Source organism: Cohnella cellulosilytica, from assembly GCF_042431195.1.
GTDB lineage: Bacteria > Bacillota > Bacilli > Paenibacillales > Paenibacillaceae > Cohnella > Cohnella cellulosilytica.
Genome location: NZ_JBHMDN010000038.1, coordinates 34,386 through 59,676 on the forward strand (window position 1 = coordinate 34,386; position 25,291 = coordinate 59,676).

Sequence of the window (25,291 nt, forward strand, 5' to 3'; positions counted from 1 at the left end):
TAAGGACAAGCTCTTTTCGCAGCGAATTTTCTTTAGGCGCGTTCGGACGAAATCGGCGAGTTCGCCGAAGGCGGACGGTTTATCCGCTTGTTTCTCTCTTTGAATGCATCGTTATGCGAGGACACGTACGCCATTCCGGCCGCGGACGGATCCAGATGGAGCTTGGCGCCGTTCACCGCCAGCACGGCGTCGACGAACGCTCCGGCGATGAGCCGCACCTTGCCGCCATACGTCGCGCAATCGCCCGCCGCAAACACGCCGGGGATGTTCGTCTCCGCCTGGCTGCCGAGCTGCAGTCCCCATTCGCCGATCGCCAGACCCCATTCCCTCAGCGAACCGTAATCCCGGTCAAAACCATGATTCACGACCACCTCGTCGACCTCGAGCCGCTCCTCCTCGCCCGTCTCCACCTGCCTGATCGTCACGTGGCGGATGGAATCGCCATCCCCGTGAAGCCGTTCCAGGACGTAGGGCGTACGGACGTCCGCTGCTCGTTTCATCTCCGCGACAGGTCTCTCCATGCCGCCAAACTCCGTTCGCCGGTGCACGACCGTTACCCGCTCGGCCACCTCCGCCAGCTCGTTCGCCCAATCCACGGCCGAATTTCCTCCGCCGGAGACGAGAACCCTTCGCCCGCGGAAGCGGCTCAAGTCCTGGACCGTGTAGTGCAGGTTGGCAATCTCGAACTTCTCTGCGCCTTCGATCTCGAGCTTCTGCAAACTCGCTACGCCGCGGCCGACCGCAACGATCACTGTGCGCGTATAGTGACGCTCTCCGCCGGCCGCCTCCAGCAAAAACGTGCCGTCCGCCCGCTTGGTCAATCCGACGATCTTCTGGTTAAACACGACGGTCGGTTCGAAGACAAGCGCCTGCTCCGCCATCTGTTCGATCAACCGATTGCATCTAATCGGCGGGATGCCGCCGACATCCCAGATCATTTTCTCGGGATACGTATGCAGGAAACCGCCCAATTCGTGTCTGGCTTCGATCAGCTTCGTCTTCATGTCCCTCATGCCGCTGTAAAACGCCGAATACATGCCGGCGGGACCGCCGCCGATAATCGTAAGATCGTACAATTCCGAATCCGTGCTCATGCTCGCGCCTCCTCCGTGCGGACCTGCAGGCCGATCACTTGGCAACGCGCGCAAGCAGATCGTCGATTTTAGCCTTGTTTGCCATATTCCCGAGGGACAGCCATACCAGCGGATCGACCTCGTAAACCTGCTGTTTGCGCACAGCCGGGAGATCTTGCCAGATGCTGCTGTTCATCATTTCCTGAGCCTGGGCTTTGCCCGCTTCGTTGGTCACCAGAATCAGATGATCCGCATCCAGCTCGGGGAGCTTCTCCATAGACAGCGCCCATCCGCCCCCTTGCGGCACTTCCTGCACGAGCTTGGATGGCTTTAACCCCAAATTTTCAAACAGGAATTGCCCGTTAAACGGGTCCAGCTCGCCCGCTCCGTACAATCTGTACTCCTTGCCGGTAAGACGCAGAACGGCGAACGTTTCGTCCCCGACCGCCTGCTTCAGCTGTTCCTTGGCGGCGGCGACCCGCTCGTCGTACTCCTTCAGCACCTGCTCCGCCTTGTCCGACAGGTTCAGCAGCTCGCCCACCTTGAGCAGAATCGTCCGCCAGTCACTTTTGTCGGCATCGATCCCGTAAGTAGGCGCAATCTTGGCCAACGTATCGAGCATTTCGGCGGAGGTCACCAACGAATGCGCAATAATGACATCCGGCTCGGCCGCCAGCGCCTGCTCCGGCGTCAATGCCAATTCGGCCGTGCCGGCAGGCGGAACGTCGGCCAAATACTCCTGCAAATAAGGAGGGCTCCCCGATCCGCCGAAATCGAACTTGAGCAGCGGCTTCACCCCGAGCGAGACAAGCGGATCTTCCAAGTAAACGGCCAATACGCGCTTCGGAGTGCCGATCAGCTTAACCTCTTGGCCGAAATCGTCCGTGAAGATCCGTTCCTCCGGCACTGGGGAAGTCTGCTCCTCCGTACTTGGCGCCGCCGCGCTTGCCGGCGGCGTATCGGATGGCGCGGCAGCCCCGGGATCGGCATTCTTTCCGTCACCGCAAGCGGCCAGTCCCAGCATGCCCCCCAGTATGATCAAGCTCATCCAAGTTATCCTATTCCGTCTTTTCATGTTGCTCCTCCATCTCTATAATGATTATCATTCTCAATTATAGAGATCGGGAAGAACGGAGGCTATGGACGATCCTCACGAATAAATAGGACGATCCTTAACCGAAGAGCCGCGCAGCGGCGCTCAAGCTCCAGTAATGGGCATGAGGCGTATACTCGAACCACAAGCCCCGGTCAACGAGGTGAACCTTGCGATTGCGTACGGCGCGAAGGCCGTTCCAGGCCGGACGCCGCACAAGGTCGTCCATCATTCTCCGCGCGGCGGGACCGTTATCGACAAGAAGCATAAGACGGTCAGCCTCCATCGTCTCCAATTGCTCCGGGTCCACCTTCCGCATAGGCTCGGACGGCAAATCGGCCGGCGTCAGGCCGAGATCCTGATATAGCACGGCCCCTACGTGCCGATTGCCGACGATAAAGATTCCCGTCTCGTTCACTGCCAGAATCGCAAGAGTATCGCGCCTCACCGTTATCGGAATTCGTCGCCGAACCGACTCGGCCTGACGATCGTATTGCAGAAGCCATCGCTCCGCTTGCGTTTCCTGATGAAGGCAAGCAGCGGTCAGCCGGAACAGTTCGCGCCATTGCACCGACGGGTTCCAGGGAAGCACCAGCACCGAGGCCAGCCGTCTCAGTTCCGCGACGGTATCCGGAGCCGTATTGTCGCGGACGACGATCAGGTCCGGCCGATGCTCGATTAGCATTCTGCGGACCGATTCGTCGTCCTTGAGGCGATCCAGATGAAGCTCCACATCCCCGTGATAGCGCTCGTAGTATTCCCGGACATATTTCGGGTCCAGCCTCGCGGCGCTTGGAATCATCTGCAGCGCAAGCAGATGTCCGATCGTATGGTAATCCATCGCCACCGCTTTGAAGCCGCCGCATTTGCGGTAGGCGTTCGGAGAAACGCCGAGCTTCTGCCTGAATCTGCGGCTGAAATAGCCTTCGTCGTCATAGCCGACCGATCCGGCCACTTCGCGAAGCGGCATTTCCGGCATCCGTCTCAGCAAGCGGCGCGCTTCGTCTATTCGACATTGCGCAATGTATTCTATCGGACTGCAGCCGTATGTCGTCTTGAACATTTGCATAAAATAGCCCTGGCTTGTGCCGGTCATGTTCGCCAATTGCTCGATGGTCAGCTTCTCCCGGAAGTGCCGGTCCATGTATTCTTTGGTCGCAAAAACGGCAGAATGCGTATTCTGCCTGGAAGTCTCGCGCGCTTGCCGAAACAAGCCGTACAGCATCTCCAGAAACAGCGACTGGCAACGAAGCCGCTCCAACGCGTCTCCGTTCCAGCATGCTTCCGCCGTTCGGCAAAGACGCTCCATCCGATAATCCGTCAAAGGTACAATCAGCCGATCGGCAATGTCGGGGGAATCTTCCTCCGCGGCAGCAGACGACGATTCCCAATTCATCTCGAACCGGAACTCCCACAACGGCGATTCCTCGCTCCCCGCCGTTTCGAACCTCGTTTCGTCTCCCGGTTCGCACACGATGGCGGATAGACCACCAAGCGTCTTTTTGTTCCCGTTGATCCATAGTTGCACGCCTTCTTGCGAGGGACGGACGACGTACATCGCGTATTCGTTTAATTCGCGCGGCTTGTCTTCTTGCCTTGCGTGTCCCGACCTTCTCTTTACCGCTTTCAATTGCACGACGAGACCGGCCGATGGGTCCGAAGACATCGACAGCGCGTTCAATATCGCCTTAATCGTGCGGTTCCGCTTGCTTCCGCGGGCAGCGCTCATCCCGCTTCCCCCCAGTCCTTGCGGCTTAAGCAGCCGCAATCGTTTCGATACGAACATCGTAGGGGAAGCCTGCTTCGGTGTCAAATGGTTTGTCGTGCTGCCCCGTCTTCGAGGCGGTTCAATCGTTCAAAGCCATCACGATAATGACGACCGCAACGATGCCGAGCACGTAAATTCCGCCGAGACGGAGCCACTTTTTGCCCGTATTTTGCGTGTATCGGGGGTCCGTGTCCTTGTTGCTCTTCGATTGACCAATGATCAGCGTCGCGACCAAACCCGCTACCATCACGACAATGACAATGCCCATCAGCCATTCCATGTTCATCACCTGCCCGACGAAGGATAATAAAAGGCCTTATTGGTTATCCAGCTTATACCCCCATTATAATGAACCGAATCGGGATGTAACCCGCCATTTATTCTTTTTTGCCCCCATCCAATTGGCCGTCGTTCGGGATCGGGGACCCGCGATCGTTCTTCACGAGCCTGAGCACCATGAAGTCCTCGTCGTAATATTGTCCGTTATGCTTAAGCGCGCGCTTCTCCACGCCGTAGGTCTCGAAGCCGAGAGAGCGGTATAGCTCCTTGGCGGGCCTATTATCCGATACGACGGCCAGATTGATCTGCTCCAAGCCCTCACAGGCGCTTGCTCTTCGGATCGATTCGAGCAGAAGGCTTCTGCCCGTTCCTTGTCCCCGCGCGTCGGGCGCCACGTACATTCCGTATAGGTTTCCTTTGTGGGCGGTTTTAATTCCGCTTTCGCGCACGAACGTTACGATTCCCGACAAGGAACCGTCCTCCCGAAACGCTCCTAATACAAACTTGTCCTTGGCGGGCACAATTCTGCTCCTCATCGTCTCCAGAGGCATTTGCGCCTCCGACTCGTAGGTGGAGCCGAAAGCTTCCGGATTCGTCCGCAGCCCGGCCAGCCGCAATTGCCGATAAGCCTCGGCGTCCGACTCTCGTAAAACGCGTATAGGCATCCGCTCACCGCTTTCCGTCGCTTTGTTCGGCTTTCGCGCCGCTCTTCGTTTGCTCGGCCAGCTTCTTCAGCTCGTTGTTGCGATGCTCCAAAAATTTTCTCATGTATTCCTTAAGAACGAGCCTCTCGACTCCTCTTCCGATGATCCCCAACGGCGCTTCGAAGCTTAACGTATCCGTCATGACGGTCTTGCCGTCTATCTCTTCGAATTCATGGACGTGCCTGAGCTTCTTGAACGCGCCCTTCTGCATCTCGTCCACGAACAGATACGGCTCGCGATACTCCGTAATTAACGAGGTGAGGCGCTGTCTTACCCCAAAATGCGTCGCTTCGAACGTAACCGTCTGCCCCTGTCCGATCGGCCCGCTCGTCACGCCGCGAATCGCCTTCTCCTTCGTATGCTTCCATACGGTCTGCGTATGGATGCCGATGTCCCGGGCCAGGTCGAAGCAATGCCGGATCGGCGCGTCGATCTCGACTTTTGTCGTAACGGTCACCATGCCATGATCCCCTAACCTTCCTATTTATTCGTTCCATTTTCAGCGGGGAAATCGACTTCAGCCTTGGCGTTTCCCATCCCGCCGGACTTGAACATCTCTGCCGCCCTTCCAATCAAGCTCCGTTTCCGTCACACCTCGACCTGGAATATCGAATCCACGATGATTGGGAGGTTGTCCCTTACAGAAACTGCGCCGAATACGGACCGGGCGTGCACTCCCTGGTCTCCGAATACCTCCAGCAGCAAATCCGAAAAACCGTTAAGCACCTTGTGATGCTCCTCGAATGCTTCGCTTGCGTTAACGAAACCCTGTACCTTTACCGCCCTCTTTACCTTATCCAGCGATCCTAAAGCCGATTGCAATACGGCCAGCACTTCGATGCCCGTCTCTCTGGCAAAGGCGTAGCCTTCCTCCGTCGTATAGTCGGTGCCCAGCTTTCCTCTCGGATTGCCGGACGGTCCTTTGCCCGATACAAACAGCAGGTCGTTCACAATAACGTAATTGGCGTATTTCGCCGCCGGCTGGCTGGCCGCGGGGAGTTTAATGCCCATCGCCGCCAGCCGATCGTCGACAGATTGTCCAGACATACACAGGCCTCCATAATTATAAATATTGGAAAGAGTGTACCCCGATTCGGCGGCAGGGTCAATATTAACGGCGACTTCTCCAATATTTCGGAACATTTCGCGTTTCGTGAAAATGGAGACTGTCCCGTAAATGCAGAAAGTCGTACAGAAAGATGATCGATGGAAGGATGCAAGTCGCATCTATCTCCTTCCGATGCTATACGATCCTGAAATCTGAAAGGGTTAACCCGTTAATCGGTAATTTCAGGACCGTATGAGGCAGTCTCCAGGAGATAGATGCTTCTTCTTTTTCATCGATCATCATGTACGACCTTGCTTAGGGGACATTTCGATCATTTTATATAGTTGACCCTCTAATGATTTACGGAACAGCCTTATATCGCCACGGGTATTTAGAATCTCACCCGCATGCCGTCCATAATGGGCTCGCTGCCGGCGACGATTAGCTGCTGCCGCTCGAATAATCCCGAGCTTACGGCGGCCGTCGTTGCATTGGAATCCGCGATGACAACGGCTGTGCGGACGGCATAGTAGGCATTGCCGAACGGACCGGGCTTCTCTTCCAGCGTATACACGAACGCGCCTTCCATGTCTTGGCGCACGGCTTCCTTGGGAATCAGGAGGCTTTCCGCCTGCTTCGACTTCCGGATGCTCGCGTCGACCCGCTCTCCTCCCCGCAGCGTCTTATCGTTCAGCAGCAGCTTTACGGTCACCGGGTTCTCCTCGTCGGAGCCGCCCGCATTCCCCGAATAGACGGGCGGCGCTTCGGCCACTCGCCCCGCAATCTCCCGGCGGTCTCCGCCGCTTAAGCTTAACCCGATCGTCTCGCCTTCCTCGAGCAGGACGGCGACGGATGCCGGAACGGCCAACTCCGCCACAAAGCCCTTGGACGCATCCGTCACCCGAAAGTCCGGCGAGCCGGAGCCTCCCGCCAGCCCCTCCTGCGCGCCGACCGACAAAACAAGTCCGTCGAACGGAGCGAGCAAATATCGGCGCTCCTTGGTTTCCTTCTCCAACAATCCGATGCGCCGCTCCTGGTCGGCGAGATCCAGCTTGGCCATGTCGATGGCCAGCTTGGCCTGCAGCTTCGCCGTCTCGTCCTCTCCCTGATAAGCCAGCTTGTAGGCGAGCTCGAGCCCTTTCATGGACAGCTGCAGCTTGGCCAGTGCGGAATAGCTCTCTTCCAGTTGGGCCGTCGCCGCGGAATCGTCGTACTCCGCCAGCTTCTGCCCCTTATGCACGCGCTCGCCTTCCGTGACGAGCACTTTGACCGCCGTCCAACCGCTCGGGTGAACCACGTCCCGCACCTCGGCCGGAAGCACCGTCGCCACGCCCTGATAGAGATGAACCAATTCTCCTCTGGACGCCTCCGCAGTGTAAATTTTGGGCATCGTCATCGCCTGCAGCGTGTTGCCGGCAAGCGTCAGAATGACCATAACGGCCGCGAATATGCCGGCGGCCGCGCGCAAACGTTTTTTCCTCGAGCTCGCCGCCGCTTCTTCCAATTGCACACCTATTCCCTCCCGTATCGACTAGCCTTTTATTCCGGACAATTGCACGCCTTCGACAAAATAAGACTCCGCATATAGAAACAGCAGCAGCATCGGCGTCATGTACAGCACGGAGGCGGCAAACCCGATCCCGAGCGAATCCCGCTCGATATAGGCCAAGTAGAGGGACAACGGCTGCTTGGCGGCGTCCTGCAGGAAGATCAGCGGCTGCTCGATCATATTCCAATAGTCGGCGAACAGCAGCACGATCAGGGCGGCCAGCCCGGGCTTGGCCAGAGGCAGAACGATCCGCCGGAACGAAGTCCACTGGCCCGCGCCGTCGATTCTCGCCGCTTCGAGATACGCCGAAGGAATATGGCTCATAAACTGGCGCAGCAGGAATACGCCGAACGCACCGAATACGCCGGGCAAAATCACGGCCGCCTCGGTGTCCATCAGCCCCAGAGCGTTCGCCACCATGTAGTTGGGCACCAGCGTCACCTGAAAAGGCATCAGCATCGTCATCAGATAAACCGCGAACAGCTTGTCCCTGCCGGGGAAACGAAGCTTCGCCAGCGCATAGGCGGCCAGCGCGGCAACGCCCGTCTGCCCCGCGACAATCGGCGCCGCCAACGCCGCGGAGTTCCAGAACATCTGCAAAAACTTGGGCGCCAAAATCAGCACCTGCGCGTAAGAATGCAGAGACAGCCAATCCGGGAGCAGCTTGAGGTTAACGAAAGCCGGCTTCCCTTCCGCGGAGCCGTCCGTTATCGCTCCGAGCAGGCCGTAGTTGAATCCGATCTCGCGCTGCGTCATCAGAGAGTTCGTCGCCGTCAGCACGATGGGCGTCAGCATCGCCAGCGCCGCAAGGCCAAGCCACAGCGTAAGAAACAGCCGTGCCACACCGATACGCCTCGCTCTTGCTCGTTGCTTGATCATCCGATATCCTCCCGAAAGCGCCGCTCCATGCCCGACAGAGCCGACACGAGAACGAGGATGCAGCCGGCCATCAGGATCGCCGCCGCGGTCAGCTTCCGAAGCTCCAGCGTAACGAACATATTGTTCATGTAATGCTGGAGCATATAAAGCCGGTCGTACGGATAATCCCCAGCGAGCAGGTACGTTTCCCGGAACACCTTAAACGAATTGATGGTCGAGATCAGCACGACGAAGAACATCGTGGGCGTCAAGTACACGAGCGTAATATGAAACAATTGGCGTACCGCTCCCGCGCCTTCGATCCGCGCCGTCTCGTAATAATCCTTCGGAATCGACTGCAGGCCCGCCAGAAACAGGATCATGTTGTAGCCGACGTTTTTCCACAGGTACATTAACGCAATGACCCCGAGCGAGCCGTCCGATTGCAGCCAGTCGATCCTCCCTTTGCCGAAATGGCTGAGCCAGGCGTTTAACGTCCCGTTCCAATCGGTGAAAATTTGCCACACCGCGACGACCGAGGCGACGGGAACGACCAGCGGCATCACAAAGGCGGACCGGAGCCCGTCGCGGAATCTCAAAGGGCGGTTCAGCAGCAGCGCCAGACCGAGCGAGCTTGCCACAAGAAGCGGCACGCCCACGCCCGTAAACAGCAGCGTATTGCCCGCCGCTTGGCGAAAGGAGGCGCTGGCCAGCACCTCCCTGTAGTTGTCCAGGCCGACAAAGGCGCCGCCCAGCGCCCTGTCGGTGAACGATTCGTAAAGGCTCATCAAGAACGGAGCGATATAGAAGAGGCCGAAGCCCGCCAGGCTTGGAGCGAGGAACAGCAGCGCCGCGGCGGTATCGCCGGGCAGCAGGCGCCGCAGACGCCGCTTATTCATTGAGATACGTCGTCGCCTTGTTCTGAATGAGCTTGGCGACCGCCTCCGCGGTTTTCTGTCCGCCGAAGAACGCCTGCGACTCCTCGTTGACGAGCTCCTCGATTTTGCCGGATTGGTAAGCGACGGGATGGATCGCGCCGTTCACGTAATCCGTCAGCTTTGCCAGCTGCGCGTCGTCCACCTGGACCGAGGCGCCGTGCAGCGGGCCCTCCGCATGCCCCTTCACCTCTCCCGCCTGCTTCAGCTCTTCGATCCCTTTGGCGTACACGGCTTTGTTGATCGGAAAACCGGCCGAGAGCGGAGAATACGCCAGCTCCTCGGACATCATAAACTTGATGAAATCCCAGGCTTCCTCCTTCACTGCCGATTTGGCATTGAGCCCGATCGTACGGTACGAGCGAAAATAACCGCCGGCCGGCGTGATCTTCGCGTGCGGCTTGGCATATAGCTGCATATTGGGAGACAAAAACTCTCTGAGCGTTGTCACATAGTCGCCGGCGGAGTTAATCTGCGCCGCATAGAAGTACGGCCGCCCCGCTCCGATAATTCCATCGTCCGCCATCTGCTTCACCTGCCGCATCATATCCGTAAAGGCCGGGGATTGAAAATCGGCCTGGCGATTTTGGACGTCGACGAAGCTTTCGTAATGATCCGACACCATCATGGTCAGCAAGCTGGCCGGCGTCGCGGCGATGACGTTGGCGTATGCGCCGTCCTGCTTCAGCCGGGCGCCGATCTCGGCGAAATCCTCCCAGGACCAGGTGCGGTCGTCAATCTCCACTCCGGCTTTGCCAATCGCGTCCGCGTCTCCGGCGAAGCCGAGCAGGAAAAAGCCGAGCGGCATTCCGTAGAGCCCGCCGCCGATTGTGGCGTTGTCCAAAATGTTACTGAAATAATCCTCGCGCCTAAACTCGTTATCCCGGTCGATCAGTTCGTTCAGATCTGCCAGCAGCCCAAGCTTGACGTATTGCTCGATCGGCAGCTTGTCCATTTCCATCAGGTCCGGACCGCTGCCCGCAAGCAAGGCCGCGTTCGTCTTCGTCGCGTACTTCTCCAGCTCCGCGTCCGTGTTTTCATTGTTCGTCTCGACATCGCTCAGCACAATCTCGACGTTCGGATGCAGCGCCTCGTATTTTTGCTTGGCTTCCTTAAATTTGTTGTCCGGCCAGAACGTCGAGAAGACGATCTTTTTGGGGCTGTCGTCCTCCGTTTTCCCGGGCGGATCGCTCGGAGCGCCTCCACCGCTGCCTTCGCTTGCGCTTCCCGTGCCGGGTTGCTCCACCACTGGAGAACCTGTCGGCGGAACCGCCCCGTTCCCCGAGCTGCACGCGGCGAGCGCCGCCGCAAGCAGCAAGCCGTTTATCGCGCCGATTGTTTTTCTCATTGCGAATCTCCTTCCTCTCCTTGCCCTGGATCGCGCTTCTCCACTGTAATTCAGCGATGTCTTCAAAGCTTGGAGGAGTTGCAAACAAATTGTCACAAGAAAAAAGAGTTCGGGTCCATAAAAACAGAGAATGCGCTTTTGTCGGAGACGATTCGGATAGGGATGCGAATTTTATACTTGCTGTCGTCGCCAAAAAAACACCCCTCCGCTGGTCGGAGAGGCGTTCAGGTTTGCTGATCGGATCAAGGGGCAAAATCGAGGACAATCCACTGGGCGACTTCTCCGCGCCTGACGTCCCTGTTCCCGCTGTCCTCTGCCGGAGCCGGACTTGCGGCCTGTGCGGCGCCGGTCTCGTAAGGCTTGCGGCCCTGCACCAGCAGCGCCCCGTTATCGGGACTCCACAGCAGCTCGTCGGCCACGAGGCCGCGATAGGCCGTCTGGCCGTAATAGAGGCTGTTGCCTCTCAGGCGGGCAACTTCGATCGTCGCGTCGCGGGTGGAATAAGCGATCAACCGCCGATCGTCCGACAGCTTGAAGTTCGCGGCCCGGTCCAGCAGCACGGAAAGCTCCCCGTTGCGCGAATCGTAGAGGAACAGCGTTCCGTCGGTCCCGATAAATACAATCCGCTCGGAATCGATCCATTCGGCTCTGCCATCGCTATGAATCGGATGCTCGTAGGCTTGAACGAATTTCCCGTCCCGCTTGCGAAACAGCGTAAGGCTTGGCGGCTCGCCCTGCTGCTCCTTTACCATCAAGGCGCCGTCTCCATCGTCGGACAGCTTGACGGAGTAAAAAAAGGCGGCGCGATCCGCATCCTCCAATTCATACGTCCGCATCGATTCGTCGGCCTCATCGTAGACGCCGATGCCGAGCTCTCCCTGGTCCAATAAAGCAAGGTAGGACAGGAAGCGACTGTTGTCCGACCAAATTAGCTTGGCCCCTCCCGAGCGCGAGACGACGGCAGGCGGCTGGAAAACCTTCTTCGCTCCGTCCGGCAGCGAGATCAGCGTCAGCGAAGGCGCCGCCGACGGCTTTCCGGCGCCGTAGGAGAAGACGGACAGCCTGCTGCCGTCCGGAGAAAGGGCGCGGACGTCGGACGAATCCGCATCCAGCTCGAGCAGCCGCTGCGCCTCTCCGTAAGGCGCCTCGAAGGCTTCCACGGTTTGGCGCCCCGAGCCGCTCTGCACTAACCGCACCAGCTTGTCCGCCGCCGTCCAGCGATATAGGCCGTCGGCCGGTTCGTCCGCGGCGGGCAGCCGATAGATCGCCGCGACCTCCCAGTCGCCGGCTTCGTTGCCCGAGGGAGGCACGGCTTCCGGAACGTCCGGAATGACGATCGTCTCGGTTCGCAATCCGCCCGTGCAGCCCGCCAGCAGTGTCACGGCCGCCAATAAGCCCGCCAGCAGCCCTCTGCCGATTCGCCTCCCGCGCCGCGAATCCGTCATGACTCTCCCTCCCGTTCCGCGAACGGAAGCGTGACCGTCACGCAGGTTTCCCCGTTCGCGCTTGTCATCGCGATTCCGCCTCCCAGTTCGTCCGCGATCGACCGTGCGATATGCAGGCCCAGTCCGACGCTGCCCTGCTCCCGCCAACGTTCGTCATCCGCCTGGAAAGGCTCGAACAGACTCGCCAGCCGGTCGGGGGCGATCGAATCGCTCTCGTTCTTGAACGTTATGCCGACGATCCCGGAGACGGCGCTCGCCTGCACCTCGATGGCCGTACCGGCATAGCCGTACTTGATCGCGTTGTCGATCAGATTGATGAACAATTGACGAAGCTTGTCCGGCTGCGCGCGGACGTACAGCCTCCCGTCCGCGTCGCAGCGTATGCTTTTTCCGTAGCGCTGCGCTTTGAAGGTCATTGCGTCGCACACATCCTTAAGCAGCTGTCCCGCGTCGATCCGCCCCGTCTCCTCCAGCCGCCCCCGTTCCTTCGACGTCTCCAGCAGCGAGACGACCATGCGCTGAAGCCGGCGGCTCTCGTCCATAATATGATTCATCCCTTTGCGGAAAAACTCGGGATCGCTTTCGCCGTTTTCCGCAATCAGATTCGCGTAACCCATAATCGAGGTCAAGGGCGTTTTCAGCTCGTGGGTAACGTTGTCGAAGAAATGCTTGTTCTGCATGTGCAGCTTGGCCAGCCGATTGCGGTCGCTCTCGATCGTATCGATCTGCCGCTTGAGCTGCCCAATCATCTCGTTGAAATCGCCCGCCAGCCGGCCGATCTCATCCCTTCGCCGCAGAGTCAGGCGGACATCCAGGTTCCCCTGCCGGACTTCGTTCGAGGCCGCGGCCAGCTTGGTCAACGGTATCGAGATATGCCGCGACAGCAAATAGGAGAACAGGAACGCGGCGGCGAAGATGGCCAGCGCGATATAGAAGATTGCGTTCAAGATGCGCTCCGACTGCTCGTACAGCAGCTCGTAGGGCTTCGAATAACGAAGAATCCCGACCTTTTTGCCGTCGATGACGACCGGATATGAATACAGAACGCCGGCCGTGCCGCCGTCATAGGAAATCGTATAGGCGGTGCTGCCGCGAAGCGCCTGCTCCAGATCGTCGCCTGTCGTTCCCGAGAAGACGGCCGGGTCGGAGGCATGGATCAGGCGGCCGTCGATCGTATAAGCCCCAACCTCGCTGGAGGTCGCGTAGTAGAGATCGCCGATGATCTCCTCCGCGATCTGTTCGAAGTAGACGTCGTCATTCGAAAAATGATTAACCAGAAACGCCTGCCGGACGTAGCCGTTTCCCGTTTTTTTCAGCCCGATCAAATCGTCGGTAATCAAGCTTTGGTTGCTCGTGCGGATAATGCTCGATACGGTCTGGTTCAGCAGCGCAAAGGAAATCGCGAAGATCAACAGGAAACCGACGACAAATTTCGCCCGGATCGAACGGAGGCCCAGCTTCATGCTTCATTCCGCTTCCTTCTCGAATTTATAGCCGATCCCGAAGATCGTCGTGATGAGCTCGGTCGCGTCCAGCTTTTTGCGCAGCCGTTGAATGTGATTGTCGACCGTTCTCGTCTCCCCGGCAAAATCGTACCCCCACACGAGCTCCAGCAGCTCGTCCCTCGTAAAGATACGGCCCCGGCTGCCGCTCAGCTTCAGCAGCAGGTCGAATTCCTTGGGCGTCAAGTCGACGACCGTTCCTTGCTTCCTCACGAGCCGTTCCCCGGGGACGATTTCGAGATGACCGATGCGCAGCGTCTCGCTGCCGCCGCGGCCTCCGCGCCCGGCCTGCGACGTTCGGCGGAACACCGTGCGAATGCGGGCGACGACCTCCCGCAGATCGAACGGCTTCGTAATATAGTCGTCGGCCCCGAATTCGAGGCCGAGAATTTTATCGGTGATATCGGACTTCGCCGTGATCATGACGATCGGAAAGCTGTAGGCGGCGGTCACCTTCTTGCAGATTTCCAGTCCGCTCTGATCCGGCAGCATCCAATCGAGCAGCAGCAAATCGGGATGGAGCCTGTCGATCTCTCGCAGTCCTTCCGCGCCGCTGGCCGCCGTCCGCGTCTCATAGCCTTCCTTCGCCAGCCCGTAGGCCAGCAAGTCGGCGATCGCCGGTTCGTCCTCGACAATCAGAATATTGGTCTTCATTCGGACAATCTCCCTGCAGGCAAATAATGTTCAACCCCATCATAGCATAAGCAAACGAAGACAAGGTAACCTCGCCGACCTTCCCGGAGGGCACCGGGAGCCGAGAGCAGCCCCCCTTGTCACTGAGTGGCTTTACTCGCATCCGCCTTGGGCATCCTGACCGTCAACGCGAACATAAGCACGCCGAGTCCGGCGCAGACCCAGGCCATGCTGTGCAGGTGCGGGGTGGTGATGTTTTTGCCGAAGAGCGCCGCCAGCAGGCTGGAAGAAAGAATCGTTCCGATAAACCGGGACGTCATGAACAGCCCGGAGGCGATGCCGGTCTCCGCTTTCTTCACGTAATCGTACAAGGCCGTCTGCATGCCCAGATTGTTAAAGCCGTTGGCGATCCCGAGAACGCACAGCACCAGGAAAATCGTCGTTACGCCGGCCTGGTCGCGAATAAGCAGCATGAGCAGGCTTCCCGCCACGACGGCGATCGTTCCGAAGAGCAGCGACGGTCTCGAGCCGCTTCGGTCGATCCAGCGGCTGACGAGCGGCGTGACGACAACGCTGAATCCGGCGATCGACAGCATGACCAGTCCCGCCTTCTGGGCGTCCATCAGCTGCACGCGCTGAAGATAAGAAGGAATGCCGAACATAATCGAATAAAACGCCATATTGGTTAAAATAAACTGCACATAGATCAGGGACACGTTTTTGTTGTTCTTTAAGAAAGCAACGTTGATAAACGGCTTGCTATGGCCGAATTCGTATCGATACAGCGCGTACGTGAGCGCCGCGCTGACCGCAAGCATCCACAAGCTGGCCCCGTCGGCGATCGACAGGAAGAACAGCAGCCACATGAAAATCGTCGCCGAAAACAACCCGACTCCCGGCCAGTCCATATCTGACGCGCTTCCGGACGATTTCGGGTCTTTCGGGAACATTTTCCACGCGAGCAGGAAGGAACCGATAATAAACGGAAAGTTGCACAGAAAGATCAGCGGCCAATCCCCGTAATGCAGCAGAAAACCTCCGATCGACGGCCCGAACGCCGCCGAAGTGCTGGAGAAGATCGACACGACGCCAAGCGCTTTCGCTTGATTGGCGCTAATCTGGCTGCGGATAATCGCCATGCCCGACGGAAACAAAGCCGAGCTGCCCACAGCCTGGATGATCCGAAATCCGATCAGCCAGCCGAAGCTCGGGGCCAGCGGAGCAAGGCAGGACGATACGGTGACGAGCAGCAGCCCGATCATGAATACTTTTTTGCGCCCGAACAGATCGCTCCACTTGCCCATTAGCGGCTGGCCGATCGCGCTGGCCAAATAATAGGTGGAAATCAGCCACGACACATCGGCGAACGTCAGCCGAAAATCCTCCTGCAGCCGCGACAAGGCGACCGAAATCATCGTCGTGTTCAGCGGGTTTAGCAGGATGCCGAGAGCTACGGCGGTAATCAATAACATTTCCTTGCGTTTGATCGCATTCTGTTCGAGTGCCATGGTGTCTCCTTGTCGTATTGCGTCTTGCCGGTGAATTTCACCATTGTGATATTTATCACATTAATCCGGAGCACGGCGCATTAATATAGAACTCAGAAAGATTCATCCCAATTGGAGGTTACGTCTATGAGCATATCGTTTCTGTCCAATCTTCCCCCTGTCGGCGAAAGCGTGGCGAAGCTTGCTTCGGAAGGCAGCCAGCTCGTTGCGGATTTCATCAGCATGTACGGATTTTTCGCTTTCTGCCTTGCGCTCGTGCTTACCTGCCTGCTCGTCCCGCCTCATATTTACGAGAAATATTATAAAGTCGCGGACGTCGATCCCATCGAGGAACTTCATGTCGAGCAGCAGCGGCAATCGACCGATCCGGCCGCGTGAGCCGAGAATCGGCGGGTCGACTGTATGCTACAGCGTTCCTGAAGCGGATGTCTCCTTGATCGCTCGGATCATGGAGACATCCGTTATTTTAGCATTTGCAAACCATGAGCAGATTTCCGTCGGGATCTTGGAAATTAAACCATTGCCCATGCTCGATCCCCGTTACGAGGGTTACGTTCTTCTGCTCCATATAACGATAAGCTTCTTCGATATCTTCGGTATTAAAATGAAAGGCCGCTGTCTTAAAGGTGCGATCCTCGGAGTAGCTTTTACTGTCCAGGACCAGATTCATTTCTTGCATTGGAAGAACGTAGAGGTGCCCGAATAAAATCTCGCCGTCCGCCGGAATGCCTAAAATCTCGCAATACCAATCGCGAGCCTTCTCGATGCCGCTTACCGGAATAAACACGGCTCCTATTTGATTCAAGATCGGAGAGGCCATAACCCTTGTCTCCTTGTCAGGGCTTCGATCGTCCTGACGTTTATTTTAACGATACAGAATTCATAAGTTTCACCCTTATCATTGTCCGTATCGTCTCCGACAAAAACGCGTTCACCGTCCTAAGGACGCTCCAGGCGTTTTTGCTTGGAGCAACCCGGGCAGTTCGGATAAGTGCGTGATCGTATGCAGCGGTACGGCGGCAATCTCGTCTCTCCATGGCTGGTTGACTTTGAACCAGATCGTCCGCATTCCGGCGTTGGCCGCTCCCCCGATATCGTTAACCGGATGATCCCCGATATAGATGCATTGCTCGGGTGTCACTTGCAGTCTGGTCGCGGCTCTGTCGAATAGAATTCGGTCCGGCTTTTTGACGCCCTCGTCTTCCGACACAAGAATGACGTCGAACAGCTCTCTGATGCCCAGCCGATCGATTTTCCCGTGCTGGATCGCCGATCTGCCGTTCGTGATCAGTCCCGTCCGATATTTCTCCCGCAGACCGGTGACGACCTCTCGCGCCTGCTCCATTAGCAGGGCATGATTGACGTACTCTCTCCCGTAAAACTCCAGCAATTCGGACTGTTCCGGCCTGAGCTTCCAGGGCAGCTCTTCGAGAAGCTCGGCGAATAATTCCGTCTTGTCCTTGTAGCCGTCCTGATCGAGATCGATGATTCTGTCGAAGATATCGCGGGTGACCTTAAGATGTCCAAAATAAGTCTCAATGAACCCGTTCGTAAATCTCTCGAACGTTCTCGTGCGATCAAGCAGCGTGTTATCCAAGTCGAACAGGATGGCTTTAATGGGCATCATGGGCGGCATTTCCCCCTCTCCTCTTCCAACCGTGGCGCGCAGCGTCAATCCGACGAACAGCGCTCCTTATAACCTTCTAATCATATGAATATCGAGAGGTTCTTTGTTGAACAGCTCTTCATCGATCTCATCCGCGATTTGACTTCCTGCGCTCGTATAGAACGACACCGCAGATCGGGTTTCCGTCGACGAAATATATAAATAGCTTGCTCCCCTTCTTCGGGCTTCGGCACTCAATTCCTCCATGATCCGAGTTCCGATTCCCCGTCTCCTGCGGCTTCTTGATACGTACATCAGATCAACTTGAAGCCGATCATGCTGCTTTCCGCGAAACTTATGGGCAAGCACGCCGAATCCGACCAACCTATCCCCGTCAAATGCTCCGATCGCGAAGCCGCCGTTCCTTAATTCATGCAGGAATCGTTCCTTGAGCTCCGTTACTGATTCCTCATTCCAGTTGGGGCATTCATGATTCGCGGAGATTTCGGCCAGCTTTCCGTCCCGCATTTCGTAAATCAAATCAATGTGCTCGGAACGATCGATCTCCTTGAGCTTTGCGGCTTGCTCTTGGCTCATGATTCGGTAAGAAATCATAGTTCCTCCGTGGATAAGAAAACCTGTGTGTTCCTCAAATACCTTATTCCTCTGCTAATCGGAGCTTCGGCCACAGTTCCAGCCAATTTTTACTTTTCACCCGAACTCTGTAATAATCGTCATCGTCAAAAAACGGACTTCGTCTTAAGCGCAAGCTAAAAAGGTCCTCCAGACCAAGCGGGGCGATAACTCTTAGCTTGTCGTCGCGATCGAGCGCGACTCCGATAGCGGTAGCGGTTTCCGGCCAGCGCTTCATGGCATCCTCTACCGATTGATAAGGCAACTCGTTGTTTCTTCGGTGCATTCTGGCCTGATTTTTCACCGACCAATTATATCCGTGATGCTGTGCAGTCAATTGCTGCTCGAAACGTTGATCCGTTTCTTCCCGAAGGTCGGAGATGTCATAATAAACAATATCGACATCGTTTAATGGCGTCATCCGGCCCTTACGATGAAAATGATCCCAAACAAAGTTCCTTACATACCCTGCGGCTATACATCCATCAGGCAAGTTTAAGGATTGAACAAGCTTAAGATCCCTCATAAGATGCGGGTGCGCCAGCAATAAGTCGATTAGCTCTTTCTCGTGCTTCATTGCTCCCTCCCCTTCCTGACGTAATCTGCACTTTCGTCTTTTCACGGAGAGAGGCCATACGGCCCGGCTAATATCTCCTAAAGCGATATCTTGAGCTCGGATGCGATTCCCGAAATATACTCGGCTGCTTGAGCGTATTCTTCATTGGTGGAGAGGTGCTCGATGATCAGCGACGTATCGGGGTCCAGCTTGTTGAGCTCCGTCAAGAAGGTTCGATAATCCAGAATCCCCTGACCGGGGATGACTTCGTCCAGATGGACGGTCAGCTTGCCCCGCAGCAGAATGTCTTTGGCATGACAGTTGCGGATATAGGGGCCCAGCCTGGTAATGAAATCCCGGATGATCTCCCCATTGTTGTAGTAAGCTCTGGGACTGCTGATAATATTGACCGGATCGAAATGCACGCCAAAGCCTTTCCGATCAATCGACTTAATCAGAGCAAGATAGGAATCCGCGGAATCGGGATAACACCATGGCATCATCTCCAAAGCGAATACGGTGCGCTCGGGCTTCACCGCGTCAATAATCGTTCGGGTCGTGTCGACGATGAGCTCGAAGGTTTCGCTGCTGAAGTTTTCCGGATCTGGACCGTCCCACTGCTCTCCCCGGGACCCCGCAATGTTAATGCAGCTGCGCGCGCCGATCCGCTCGGCCAGCTCCAGACGCTCGATGCAATAAGCGATGGCTTTCTTCCTGGTGTCTTCGTCTCTGCTGATCGGATTGCTCCAGGCCCCTACTTCGGAAATCTGAATGTCGTGCCGACGAGCCATATTCAAATATTCATCGAGTTCTCCGGGATTTTCCGGGTTCACCGAAGGCAAAGTCGTCGCGCGAAAACCCGCCTTCACCAGCGCATTTACCCAAATTTCGGGATTTCTGTTCTCGACAATCACTTGTCCACCCAGCCGCATAAGACACTTCTCCCTTTGTCAGTTAAAGTAGGCTTTCACTTTCAACAGCTCGTCCTCTTGCATATTGCGGGCATGCACGGGTTCGGGAAATACGCCGCTTTCCACTTCGCGGGCATACTCGCGAAAAGCATGAAGCATCTGCTCGCCGAGGCGGGCGAAAGGCTTGGCATGCCGAAACGGTCTCGGCGTGATCCCCAGCATATCCTGAACGATGAGCACTTGGCCGTCCGTATATCGACCGGCTCCGATTCCTATCGTAGGAATCGACAATTGCTTCGTGATCAATTGGGCCAATTCCTCCGGCACAAGCTCCAGCACCAGCATTTGCGCTCCGGCCTGCTGAAGAGCAATCGCGTCTTCCGCCAATGCCTTGGCGGTATCGAACCTCTTGCCTTGAACGGCCGCTTTCTCGTGCCTCTGCGGGTTGTAACCGAGATGTCCCCACACCTCATAACCATGCTGCGCCAGACAAGCCGCAATCTCGGCTTCCGGACCCTCGAGCTTTACACCATCTGCTCCATGATCGATGAGCTTACGGGCTGCGGTCAGAGCCGCCTCGGGGGAAGCGTATGTTCCGAAGGGCAGATCGGCCAGCAAGTAGGCCTGCTCGACGCCTCGGCGCACGGCTTTCAAATGATGGAGGATATCGTCCAACGACACCTCTACTTCATGCTTAAAGCCCAATTCGTTGGGACCTACGGAATCTCCGACAAAAATAACGTCCAGCCCTGCCTCCTCCTGCAAGCGGGCCGTGGGGTAATCGTAACACGTCAACATCGTAATTTTAGCGCCGGTTTGCTTTTTGCGGTGCAGGTAATCGAGATTCTTCAAATGAACTCCTCCTCGTCTCTGTTCGCTAAGGAATCAAAGCGCGGTAAACCACGTCCGATAAGATGCTGTCGGGTATCGGCTCCTCTTTGGATGCAATCCCGACACATCGATTATAACAAATAATTCCTAGAATTAACTGACTTAATTATCCCACTCCGGATTCCACACCACTTCCCACAGATGACCGTCCGGATCTTGAAAATAACCCGAGTAACCGCCCCAGAAGGTATCATGAGCTGGTACGGTGATCGTCGCGCCGGCATTCTCGGCCTGCTCCATCACGAGATCGACTTCTTGCCGGGAACCTACGTTATGGCCAATCGTGAATTCGGTGGGGCTCGCGGCCGAGCGATTCAGCTTTGTGTCGTAGGCAATGTCGTCGCGTTTCCAGAGGGCCAATCTTAAACCCTCTTGCATATCGAAAAAAGCGACGGCGCCATGTTCGAATTCCGTGCCCACTATTCCCTCCGTCGGGAATCCAAGCCCGTCCCGATAAAAGATTAGCGCTCTTTCCAGATCATCGACGCCCAGGGTCAATACGGTCACTCTTGGTTTCATTCTTTTTTCTCCCTTTCGGAACCGGATTGTTACAGCTTCTCTTTGGGGAACGTTATCCATCCCAATTTCTCTTCGTCTGGATACCCGTCGCACTTGGACAGCACAACTGCGCGATAGTCTTCGTTTTCTTCGATTTGAATGGACTCGCAGATATATTCCGTCTTTCCCCTATCGGCGCTCATGACGTCCCTGGTATTGTCTACGATCCATCTTATTTCTTTGCCGTTCGAGTAAGCATCATGAATCCATGGTCCGCTGTCTATGGTGGAAGCGACGAACAGAAGGCTGTCTCCTTTTCCGCTATTGAATCGATTGGCAAGCTCCTCTACCCTTTCCAGCCCCGCTCGGTCGTATTCAGTGATGACGTCGTGATTTGGGTTTGGCTTTTCCGACTGCAGGCGGATCAGGTACAGGCTCCCCCCAACGACTAAAGCCAAAATCGCGATGGCTTGCGCGAAGATGATTCTCTTATACAACTTCACTGTCTTTTTCATAATGCCCCCCGCCGAACCGACCCCTTTTTGAAAACAACTCAATCTACGCTGCTTGCAAATCTCTTGCATAAATCCGCGATGTCGTCGATTCGGGCGAGCCTGTTGATCCACTCTTCCAAAATACCTTACGTACTCGCCGGATTGATCCGCTTTCCTATTTCGCTATCTTTTTCTCATAAAACACAATTGTCATCTTATCGTTTATCACTTCCGTTTTTCCCGTCCTCGTATAGCCCAGCTTTTCATAGAGGTAGCAGTTCCCGCGCTCCTGCAGAATGGTATCCAGTTCCCATGCCCTCGCATCGCTATATTGTCGTTCGATCGCCGCAAACACTTGTTGCGCAATGCCTTTCCCTTGAAACTCGGGCAAAATAAAAATGGGGCTGACCCGGTACGTTCTGTTCTCTTTCCCGACGATTCTGATTGCGCCCACGACATGGTCTGAAGCTTTTATGACGTAGTAAACCGAATAGGGTTGATTCATTCTGGCTACGATTCGCTCGACCGACTCGTTGGCAGGGCTTGTCTCAAAGTCCTGATATTTCTCCAGCAACGGCCTGAATGCTCTAACCTGCATCTCATGTATAACGGAGGCTTCCGCAATACCGGATTTATGCAAAGAAATATCCATCAAGCTCAGCCCTCCGCACGAAAATGAATCCAAGTCTACTTCTGAATCTTGAACGTAAATTTCCATTCCGCCGTGTTGCCCGAATATCTGCCGCGATTTTCCGTGACCTTTACTTTCAGCGTTTTATTCGTCGTTTTGGAAACGGAGGATACCTTAACGGAGGTGTTGGCCGTTCCTACGTCCGGAATCTTGTCCTGCTCTTCGGCGTACGCTTTCAGCTTTATACTCTCGGATGCTTTTAAGTTTAACGTTACCGTCGATCCTTCTTTAATTTCTTTGCCGTTAACGTGTGCGGCGGTATACCATTCGTTGCCGACATGGTTATTTTTTACGAGTTCGACGCTTACAAGGGTTACTTTTATTTTGACCGTTTTCGTGGTCGCGGCGGTTGCCGGCTGCACGAGCAAAACAGCAAGCAGCGATAAGAGAAATAACGACTTGATGCCCTTGTACATCGAGTGAGCCTCCTCTATTGAAATTCATGCGTTCTTTACACATTTCTATAAAATAGAGCATATCCCTTCTATCCTGATTGAAGATTGGAAATTCTATCTGACGGGGAACCGGCATGCGCGGGGATACAAAAAGACGACTCACGCCCGGTACACGGACAGGAAGTCGTCTTGTTCTGCGAATGTCTGATACTGCGGAATGTCCGCCATTCCCGCTTCGGCGCGAATTCATTCCGGGATCGCCTGCATAATATCGGCCAATTTCCGTTCGTTGCTGATCAGGCCCGAATACTGCCAAATTCCGGATTCGACGTCGTGCACGCGACCTGCGCGGACGGCGGGCAGTCCCTTCCACAGCGAATTGTTTTCCAGTTCCGAAACCTGATACCGTTCCGTCTTAATGACAAAAATATAATCCGCGTCCAGCTCGCTCAATTTCTCCAGGGACAGCGTATTCCATTCTTCCTGCTCCGGCGTCAGAGGATGCGGCCGCACGCCCAGCTCATCGAACAGCAGCGCTCCGCCCTGCACATGACCCATCGTATAAAATTCTTTGTCCGTCAGCACGACGATAGCCGCAGTCCCATTGCCGATCTTCCGCTGCACATGCGCCCGAGTTTGCTGGATCTTCCGATCGTACTCCGCCAGTTGTTCCTCCGCTGTCTGTTCCTTGCCAAGCAATCCCGCCAAGTCAAGAAGCGTCTCCCGCCAGCTCTTGTCGATGTTATCGACGACATAGGTTGGCGCGATTTTGGCATATTGCTCGTATACGCCTTCTTCCGCGGCCATTCCCTTGCCAAGAATCAACAGATCGGGCGACAGATTCAGCAGCCTTTCCAGCGGAAGTCCGACGTCGCTCGTATCGATGATCTCGACTTCGGGCAGCGAATCCTTCAGGTAGTTTTGTTCGACATTGCCGTATAACACCTGTGCAACCGGATTGACGCCCAGCACGACAAGCGGATCTTCCAGGTAAGGCGCGATCACGCGCTGCGGCCGGACAGGCACGGCGACTTGATGGCCCGCGTTGTCGACTACCGTTTTTTCCTCCGGCTTCGAGGCTTCCGCGGAAGCGCCGCTTCCGCCGTTGCCGGAGCCGCCCCCGGTGCAAGCGCCTGTCAGCAAAGCCAATAAGATCGCACACACGGCGATCGCGATGATCGATCGAACACGTTCCATACCGCTTGTTTCACTCCATTCCAAGGTTGCTCATACGATGATGAGAATCATTATCATCGAAATCATATCAACCTTATACGCGGTTGTACATGAACGATTCTGATCGGGCGGCTTGGATTAATCTGATATCGCCTTCATAATTCGCTGCAGCTGCATTTCGGTCGAGGCGGGGTCGTAGCCGTAAAACAGGCCGCCGTCGAAATCGTACACGCGGCCGCGCTTCACGGCGGTCAGCGCCTTCCAAGCTTCGCCGCGCTTCAGACGACAGGCCGTCTTCCGACTCGTCGGATCGTTATGAACGATCAGAAATACAATATCCGCATCGTATTCGATCAGTCTTTCTTCCTCGATATACGTATATCCGGCTCCCGGGATGACCTGTCTTCTCACAAGCTCCGGAGGAGAGAAACCAAAGGCCCGGTAAACGATATGCCCCGCTCTGCCGTATGTGTCCCCGAAAATCGCCAGCTCGTCGGTCCATATCTCCAGGATCAGAACCGTCTCGCTCAGGTCGAACTTCCGGACGACGCGTTCTCTTGCGATCTCGAGCGCGGCGTCATAGCGGTCCAGCCGAATTCGAGCCCGATCCGCTTCGCCCACAAGCTCGGCAACCAGCATAAATTGTTCCTGCCAGCTCATCGACCCGAACGGGATCGACAGCGTGGGCGCCAGCTCGCGAAGAAGCTCCAGCTGTTCCTCGTCGTACTGCTTGTCATGGCAAAGAATGACGTCCGGACGAGGCTCCTCTCTTAAGCCGGAAGGATGACAGTCGTCCCAGAAGATCGGCTTGAGACGTCCCTGCCCCAATTCGGCCTGATAACGCCGGCTCAACCAGGGCGTAAGGCTCCCGACGCTGGGCACGTGTCCAACCGCCAGCAGCCCGGCCGTATAATTGCACGCAAGCGAAAAGACGGTTTTCGGCTTCCTGCGGTAAAGGGTCGGCGCCGTTCCGACGAGCTGCTTGAATTTGCGGCTGAAGTAAAATTCATCCTTGTACCCGACTTTCCGGGCGATCTCGTGCAAGCTGTCGCCTGAACCCAACAATCGTTCTCTCGCTTTGGACATGCGGGTTTCCGCGACGAAATCGACGTAGCTTCGCCCCGTCATTTTCCGGAACCACCGGGAGAAATGATCGGGGTGAACGCCGGTCAAGGAGGCAAGCTTGTCGCGCGACAGCTCCTCCGAATAATGCGCGCGTATGTAGGCCAGGACTTCCTCTATCCGCGCAGCTTGCTTGGCCTCGCCCGTCTTGGCATCGACGATCCTGTGCAGCAATTCGTAGAACAGCGACTGCATCTTGAAAAATCCGTTCGCGGCCCCTTCTCGATATACGTGTTCGATCTCCCTGACAAGCCGGAAGGCTTGACCCGGATCGTCGACGCTCAGCTCGCGCGTCGCCCATGGCGGAGCGGGATCGGCCGCTTCCGGCAAGTTCGGCTGCAAGCGGAACATATCGAAAGAAAGCCGGTATACGCATACCGGCTTTCTCTCCAACGGCTGGATGACGACTTCTTCGCCGGGTCTGCACCAGACCAGCTTCGTCGCTCCCGACCCGCATTCGGCCCTGTCCGGCCGACAGGCAGATTAACGTGAATCGAGCGGAAACAAACGGCAAACGCAGCTCCGGTCCATTCGTCAACCTGACTATTCCCGTCAAATGATAACTAAACGCGCTT

28 protein-coding genes are annotated in these 25,291 nt (G+C 56.2%); 1 reads left to right on the forward strand and 27 read right to left on the reverse strand.

Annotation, left to right across the window (positions count from 1 at the left end):
• Positions 1-32 precede the first annotated feature (32 nt).
• The 15 genes from ACFFT4_RS25895 to ACFFT4_RS25965 form a co-directional block, all read right to left on the reverse strand.
• Positions 33-1,094 carry an NAD(P)/FAD-dependent oxidoreductase gene (locus ACFFT4_RS25895; RefSeq protein ID WP_378051896.1) on the reverse strand — a complete coding sequence of 354 codons (1,062 nt, stop codon included), beginning with the start codon at positions 1,092-1,094 and terminating at the stop codon, positions 33-35.
• Between the two features lie 34 nt (positions 1,095-1,128).
• Positions 1,129-2,121, reverse strand: coding sequence for an ABC transporter substrate-binding protein (locus ACFFT4_RS25900; RefSeq protein WP_378051898.1), 993 nt, complete (start codon positions 2,119-2,121; stop codon positions 1,129-1,131).
• Positions 2,122-2,245: 124 nt separating this feature from the next.
• On the reverse strand, positions 2,246-3,952 hold the full coding sequence (locus ACFFT4_RS25905) for a helix-turn-helix domain-containing protein (protein ID WP_378051899.1): 1,707 nt from the start codon (positions 3,950-3,952) through the stop codon (positions 2,246-2,248).
• 61 nt (positions 3,953-4,013) lie between these two features.
• On the reverse strand, positions 4,014-4,214 hold the full coding sequence (locus ACFFT4_RS25910) for a hypothetical protein (protein WP_378051900.1): 201 nt from the start codon (positions 4,212-4,214) through the stop codon (positions 4,014-4,016).
• A gap of 97 nt (positions 4,215-4,311) precedes the next feature.
• Entirely contained in the window at positions 4,312-4,878 is a 567-nt protein-coding gene (locus ACFFT4_RS25915; RefSeq protein ID WP_378051902.1) for a GNAT family N-acetyltransferase, read from the reverse strand.
• 4 nt (positions 4,879-4,882) lie between these two features.
• Positions 4,883-5,377, reverse strand: coding sequence for an SRPBCC family protein (locus tag ACFFT4_RS25920; RefSeq protein ID WP_378051903.1), 495 nt, complete (start codon positions 5,375-5,377; stop codon positions 4,883-4,885).
• A gap of 128 nt (positions 5,378-5,505) precedes the next feature.
• Positions 5,506-5,964 carry a RidA family protein gene (locus tag ACFFT4_RS25925; RefSeq protein ID WP_378051904.1) on the reverse strand — a complete coding sequence of 153 codons (459 nt, stop codon included), beginning with the start codon at positions 5,962-5,964 and terminating at the stop codon, positions 5,506-5,508.
• A 392-nt stretch (positions 5,965-6,356) separates the two neighbouring features.
• Positions 6,357-7,475: an efflux RND transporter periplasmic adaptor subunit gene (locus tag ACFFT4_RS25930; protein ID WP_378051905.1), complete on the reverse strand. Its 1,119-nt coding sequence runs from the start codon at positions 7,473-7,475 to the stop codon at positions 6,357-6,359.
• A 21-nt stretch (positions 7,476-7,496) separates the two neighbouring features.
• Positions 7,497-8,393 (reverse strand): carbohydrate ABC transporter permease, encoded by an 897-nt coding sequence (locus tag ACFFT4_RS25935; protein ID WP_378051906.1) that lies wholly within the window; start codon positions 8,391-8,393, stop codon positions 7,497-7,499.
• Positions 8,390-9,271, reverse strand: a complete 882-nt coding sequence (locus ACFFT4_RS25940) for a carbohydrate ABC transporter permease (RefSeq protein ID WP_378051907.1) — start codon at positions 9,269-9,271, stop codon at positions 8,390-8,392. Before ACFFT4_RS25940 ends, ACFFT4_RS25935 begins: the two co-directional genes overlap by 4 nt.
• Entirely contained in the window at positions 9,264-10,655 is a 1,392-nt protein-coding gene (locus ACFFT4_RS25945; RefSeq protein ID WP_378051909.1) for an ABC transporter substrate-binding protein, read from the reverse strand. The genes ACFFT4_RS25940 and ACFFT4_RS25945 overlap by 8 nt, the downstream gene beginning before the upstream one ends.
• 242 nt (positions 10,656-10,897) lie before the next feature.
• Complete coding sequence (locus ACFFT4_RS25950) at positions 10,898-12,100, reverse strand: WD40 repeat domain-containing protein (protein ID WP_378051910.1); 1,203 nt, start codon at positions 12,098-12,100, stop codon at positions 10,898-10,900.
• Entirely contained in the window at positions 12,097-13,563 is a 1,467-nt protein-coding gene (locus ACFFT4_RS25955; RefSeq protein ID WP_378051911.1) for a sensor histidine kinase, read from the reverse strand. Before ACFFT4_RS25955 ends, ACFFT4_RS25950 begins: the two co-directional genes overlap by 4 nt.
• Before the next feature lie 3 nt (positions 13,564-13,566).
• The gene (locus ACFFT4_RS25960; RefSeq protein ID WP_378051913.1) at positions 13,567-14,256 is read right to left on the reverse strand and encodes a response regulator; all 690 of its coding nucleotides are present in this window, start codon (positions 14,254-14,256) and stop codon (positions 13,567-13,569) included.
• A 119-nt stretch (positions 14,257-14,375) separates the two neighbouring features.
• Positions 14,376-15,743 (reverse strand): MFS transporter, encoded by a 1,368-nt coding sequence (locus ACFFT4_RS25965; protein ID WP_378051914.1) that lies wholly within the window; start codon positions 15,741-15,743, stop codon positions 14,376-14,378.
• A 126-nt stretch (positions 15,744-15,869) separates the two neighbouring features.
• Between ACFFT4_RS25965 and ACFFT4_RS25970 the strand changes: the two genes are divergently transcribed.
• Positions 15,870-16,121, forward strand: coding sequence for a hypothetical protein (locus ACFFT4_RS25970; protein ID WP_378051916.1), 252 nt, complete (start codon positions 15,870-15,872; stop codon positions 16,119-16,121).
• Between the two features lie 88 nt (positions 16,122-16,209).
• Here ACFFT4_RS25970 and ACFFT4_RS25975 read toward each other — a convergent pair whose 3' ends face one another.
• From ACFFT4_RS25975 to ACFFT4_RS26030, 12 genes are all read right to left on the reverse strand, one after another.
• Positions 16,210-16,563 (reverse strand): VOC family protein, encoded by a 354-nt coding sequence (locus ACFFT4_RS25975; RefSeq protein WP_378051917.1) that lies wholly within the window; start codon positions 16,561-16,563, stop codon positions 16,210-16,212.
• A gap of 111 nt (positions 16,564-16,674) precedes the next feature.
• Positions 16,675-17,370, reverse strand: coding sequence for an HAD family hydrolase (locus tag ACFFT4_RS25980; RefSeq protein WP_378051918.1), 696 nt, complete (start codon positions 17,368-17,370; stop codon positions 16,675-16,677).
• A 66-nt stretch (positions 17,371-17,436) separates the two neighbouring features.
• Complete coding sequence (locus tag ACFFT4_RS25985; protein ID WP_378051919.1) at positions 17,437-17,964, reverse strand: GNAT family N-acetyltransferase; 528 nt, start codon at positions 17,962-17,964, stop codon at positions 17,437-17,439.
• A gap of 43 nt (positions 17,965-18,007) precedes the next feature.
• Entirely contained in the window at positions 18,008-18,559 is a 552-nt protein-coding gene (locus ACFFT4_RS25990; protein ID WP_378051920.1) for a nucleotidyltransferase family protein, read from the reverse strand.
• 77 nt (positions 18,560-18,636) lie between these two features.
• Positions 18,637-19,470 (reverse strand): sugar phosphate isomerase/epimerase family protein, encoded by an 834-nt coding sequence (locus tag ACFFT4_RS25995; RefSeq protein WP_378051921.1) that lies wholly within the window; start codon positions 19,468-19,470, stop codon positions 18,637-18,639.
• 18 nt (positions 19,471-19,488) lie between these two features.
• The gene (gene panB / locus ACFFT4_RS26000) at positions 19,489-20,301 is read right to left on the reverse strand and encodes a 3-methyl-2-oxobutanoate hydroxymethyltransferase (protein WP_378051922.1); all 813 of its coding nucleotides are present in this window, start codon (positions 20,299-20,301) and stop codon (positions 19,489-19,491) included.
• A 141-nt stretch (positions 20,302-20,442) separates the two neighbouring features.
• Entirely contained in the window at positions 20,443-20,859 is a 417-nt protein-coding gene (locus ACFFT4_RS26005; protein WP_378051923.1) for a VOC family protein, read from the reverse strand.
• 29 nt (positions 20,860-20,888) lie between these two features.
• Positions 20,889-21,353, reverse strand: coding sequence for a hypothetical protein (locus tag ACFFT4_RS26010; protein ID WP_378051924.1), 465 nt, complete (start codon positions 21,351-21,353; stop codon positions 20,889-20,891).
• A 154-nt stretch (positions 21,354-21,507) separates the two neighbouring features.
• Complete coding sequence (locus ACFFT4_RS26015) at positions 21,508-21,984, reverse strand: GNAT family N-acetyltransferase (RefSeq protein WP_378051925.1); 477 nt, start codon at positions 21,982-21,984, stop codon at positions 21,508-21,510.
• A gap of 35 nt (positions 21,985-22,019) precedes the next feature.
• A complete protein-coding gene (locus ACFFT4_RS26020; protein WP_378051926.1) occupies positions 22,020-22,439 on the reverse strand; it encodes a hypothetical protein in 420 nt (139 codons plus the stop codon).
• 225 nt (positions 22,440-22,664) lie between these two features.
• The gene (locus tag ACFFT4_RS26025; protein WP_378051927.1) at positions 22,665-23,615 is read right to left on the reverse strand and encodes an ABC transporter substrate-binding protein; all 951 of its coding nucleotides are present in this window, start codon (positions 23,613-23,615) and stop codon (positions 22,665-22,667) included.
• 117 nt (positions 23,616-23,732) lie between these two features.
• Positions 23,733-25,109: a helix-turn-helix domain-containing protein gene (locus tag ACFFT4_RS26030; protein WP_378051928.1), complete on the reverse strand. Its 1,377-nt coding sequence runs from the start codon at positions 25,107-25,109 to the stop codon at positions 23,733-23,735.
• Between the last annotated feature and the right edge of the window lie 182 nt (positions 25,110-25,291).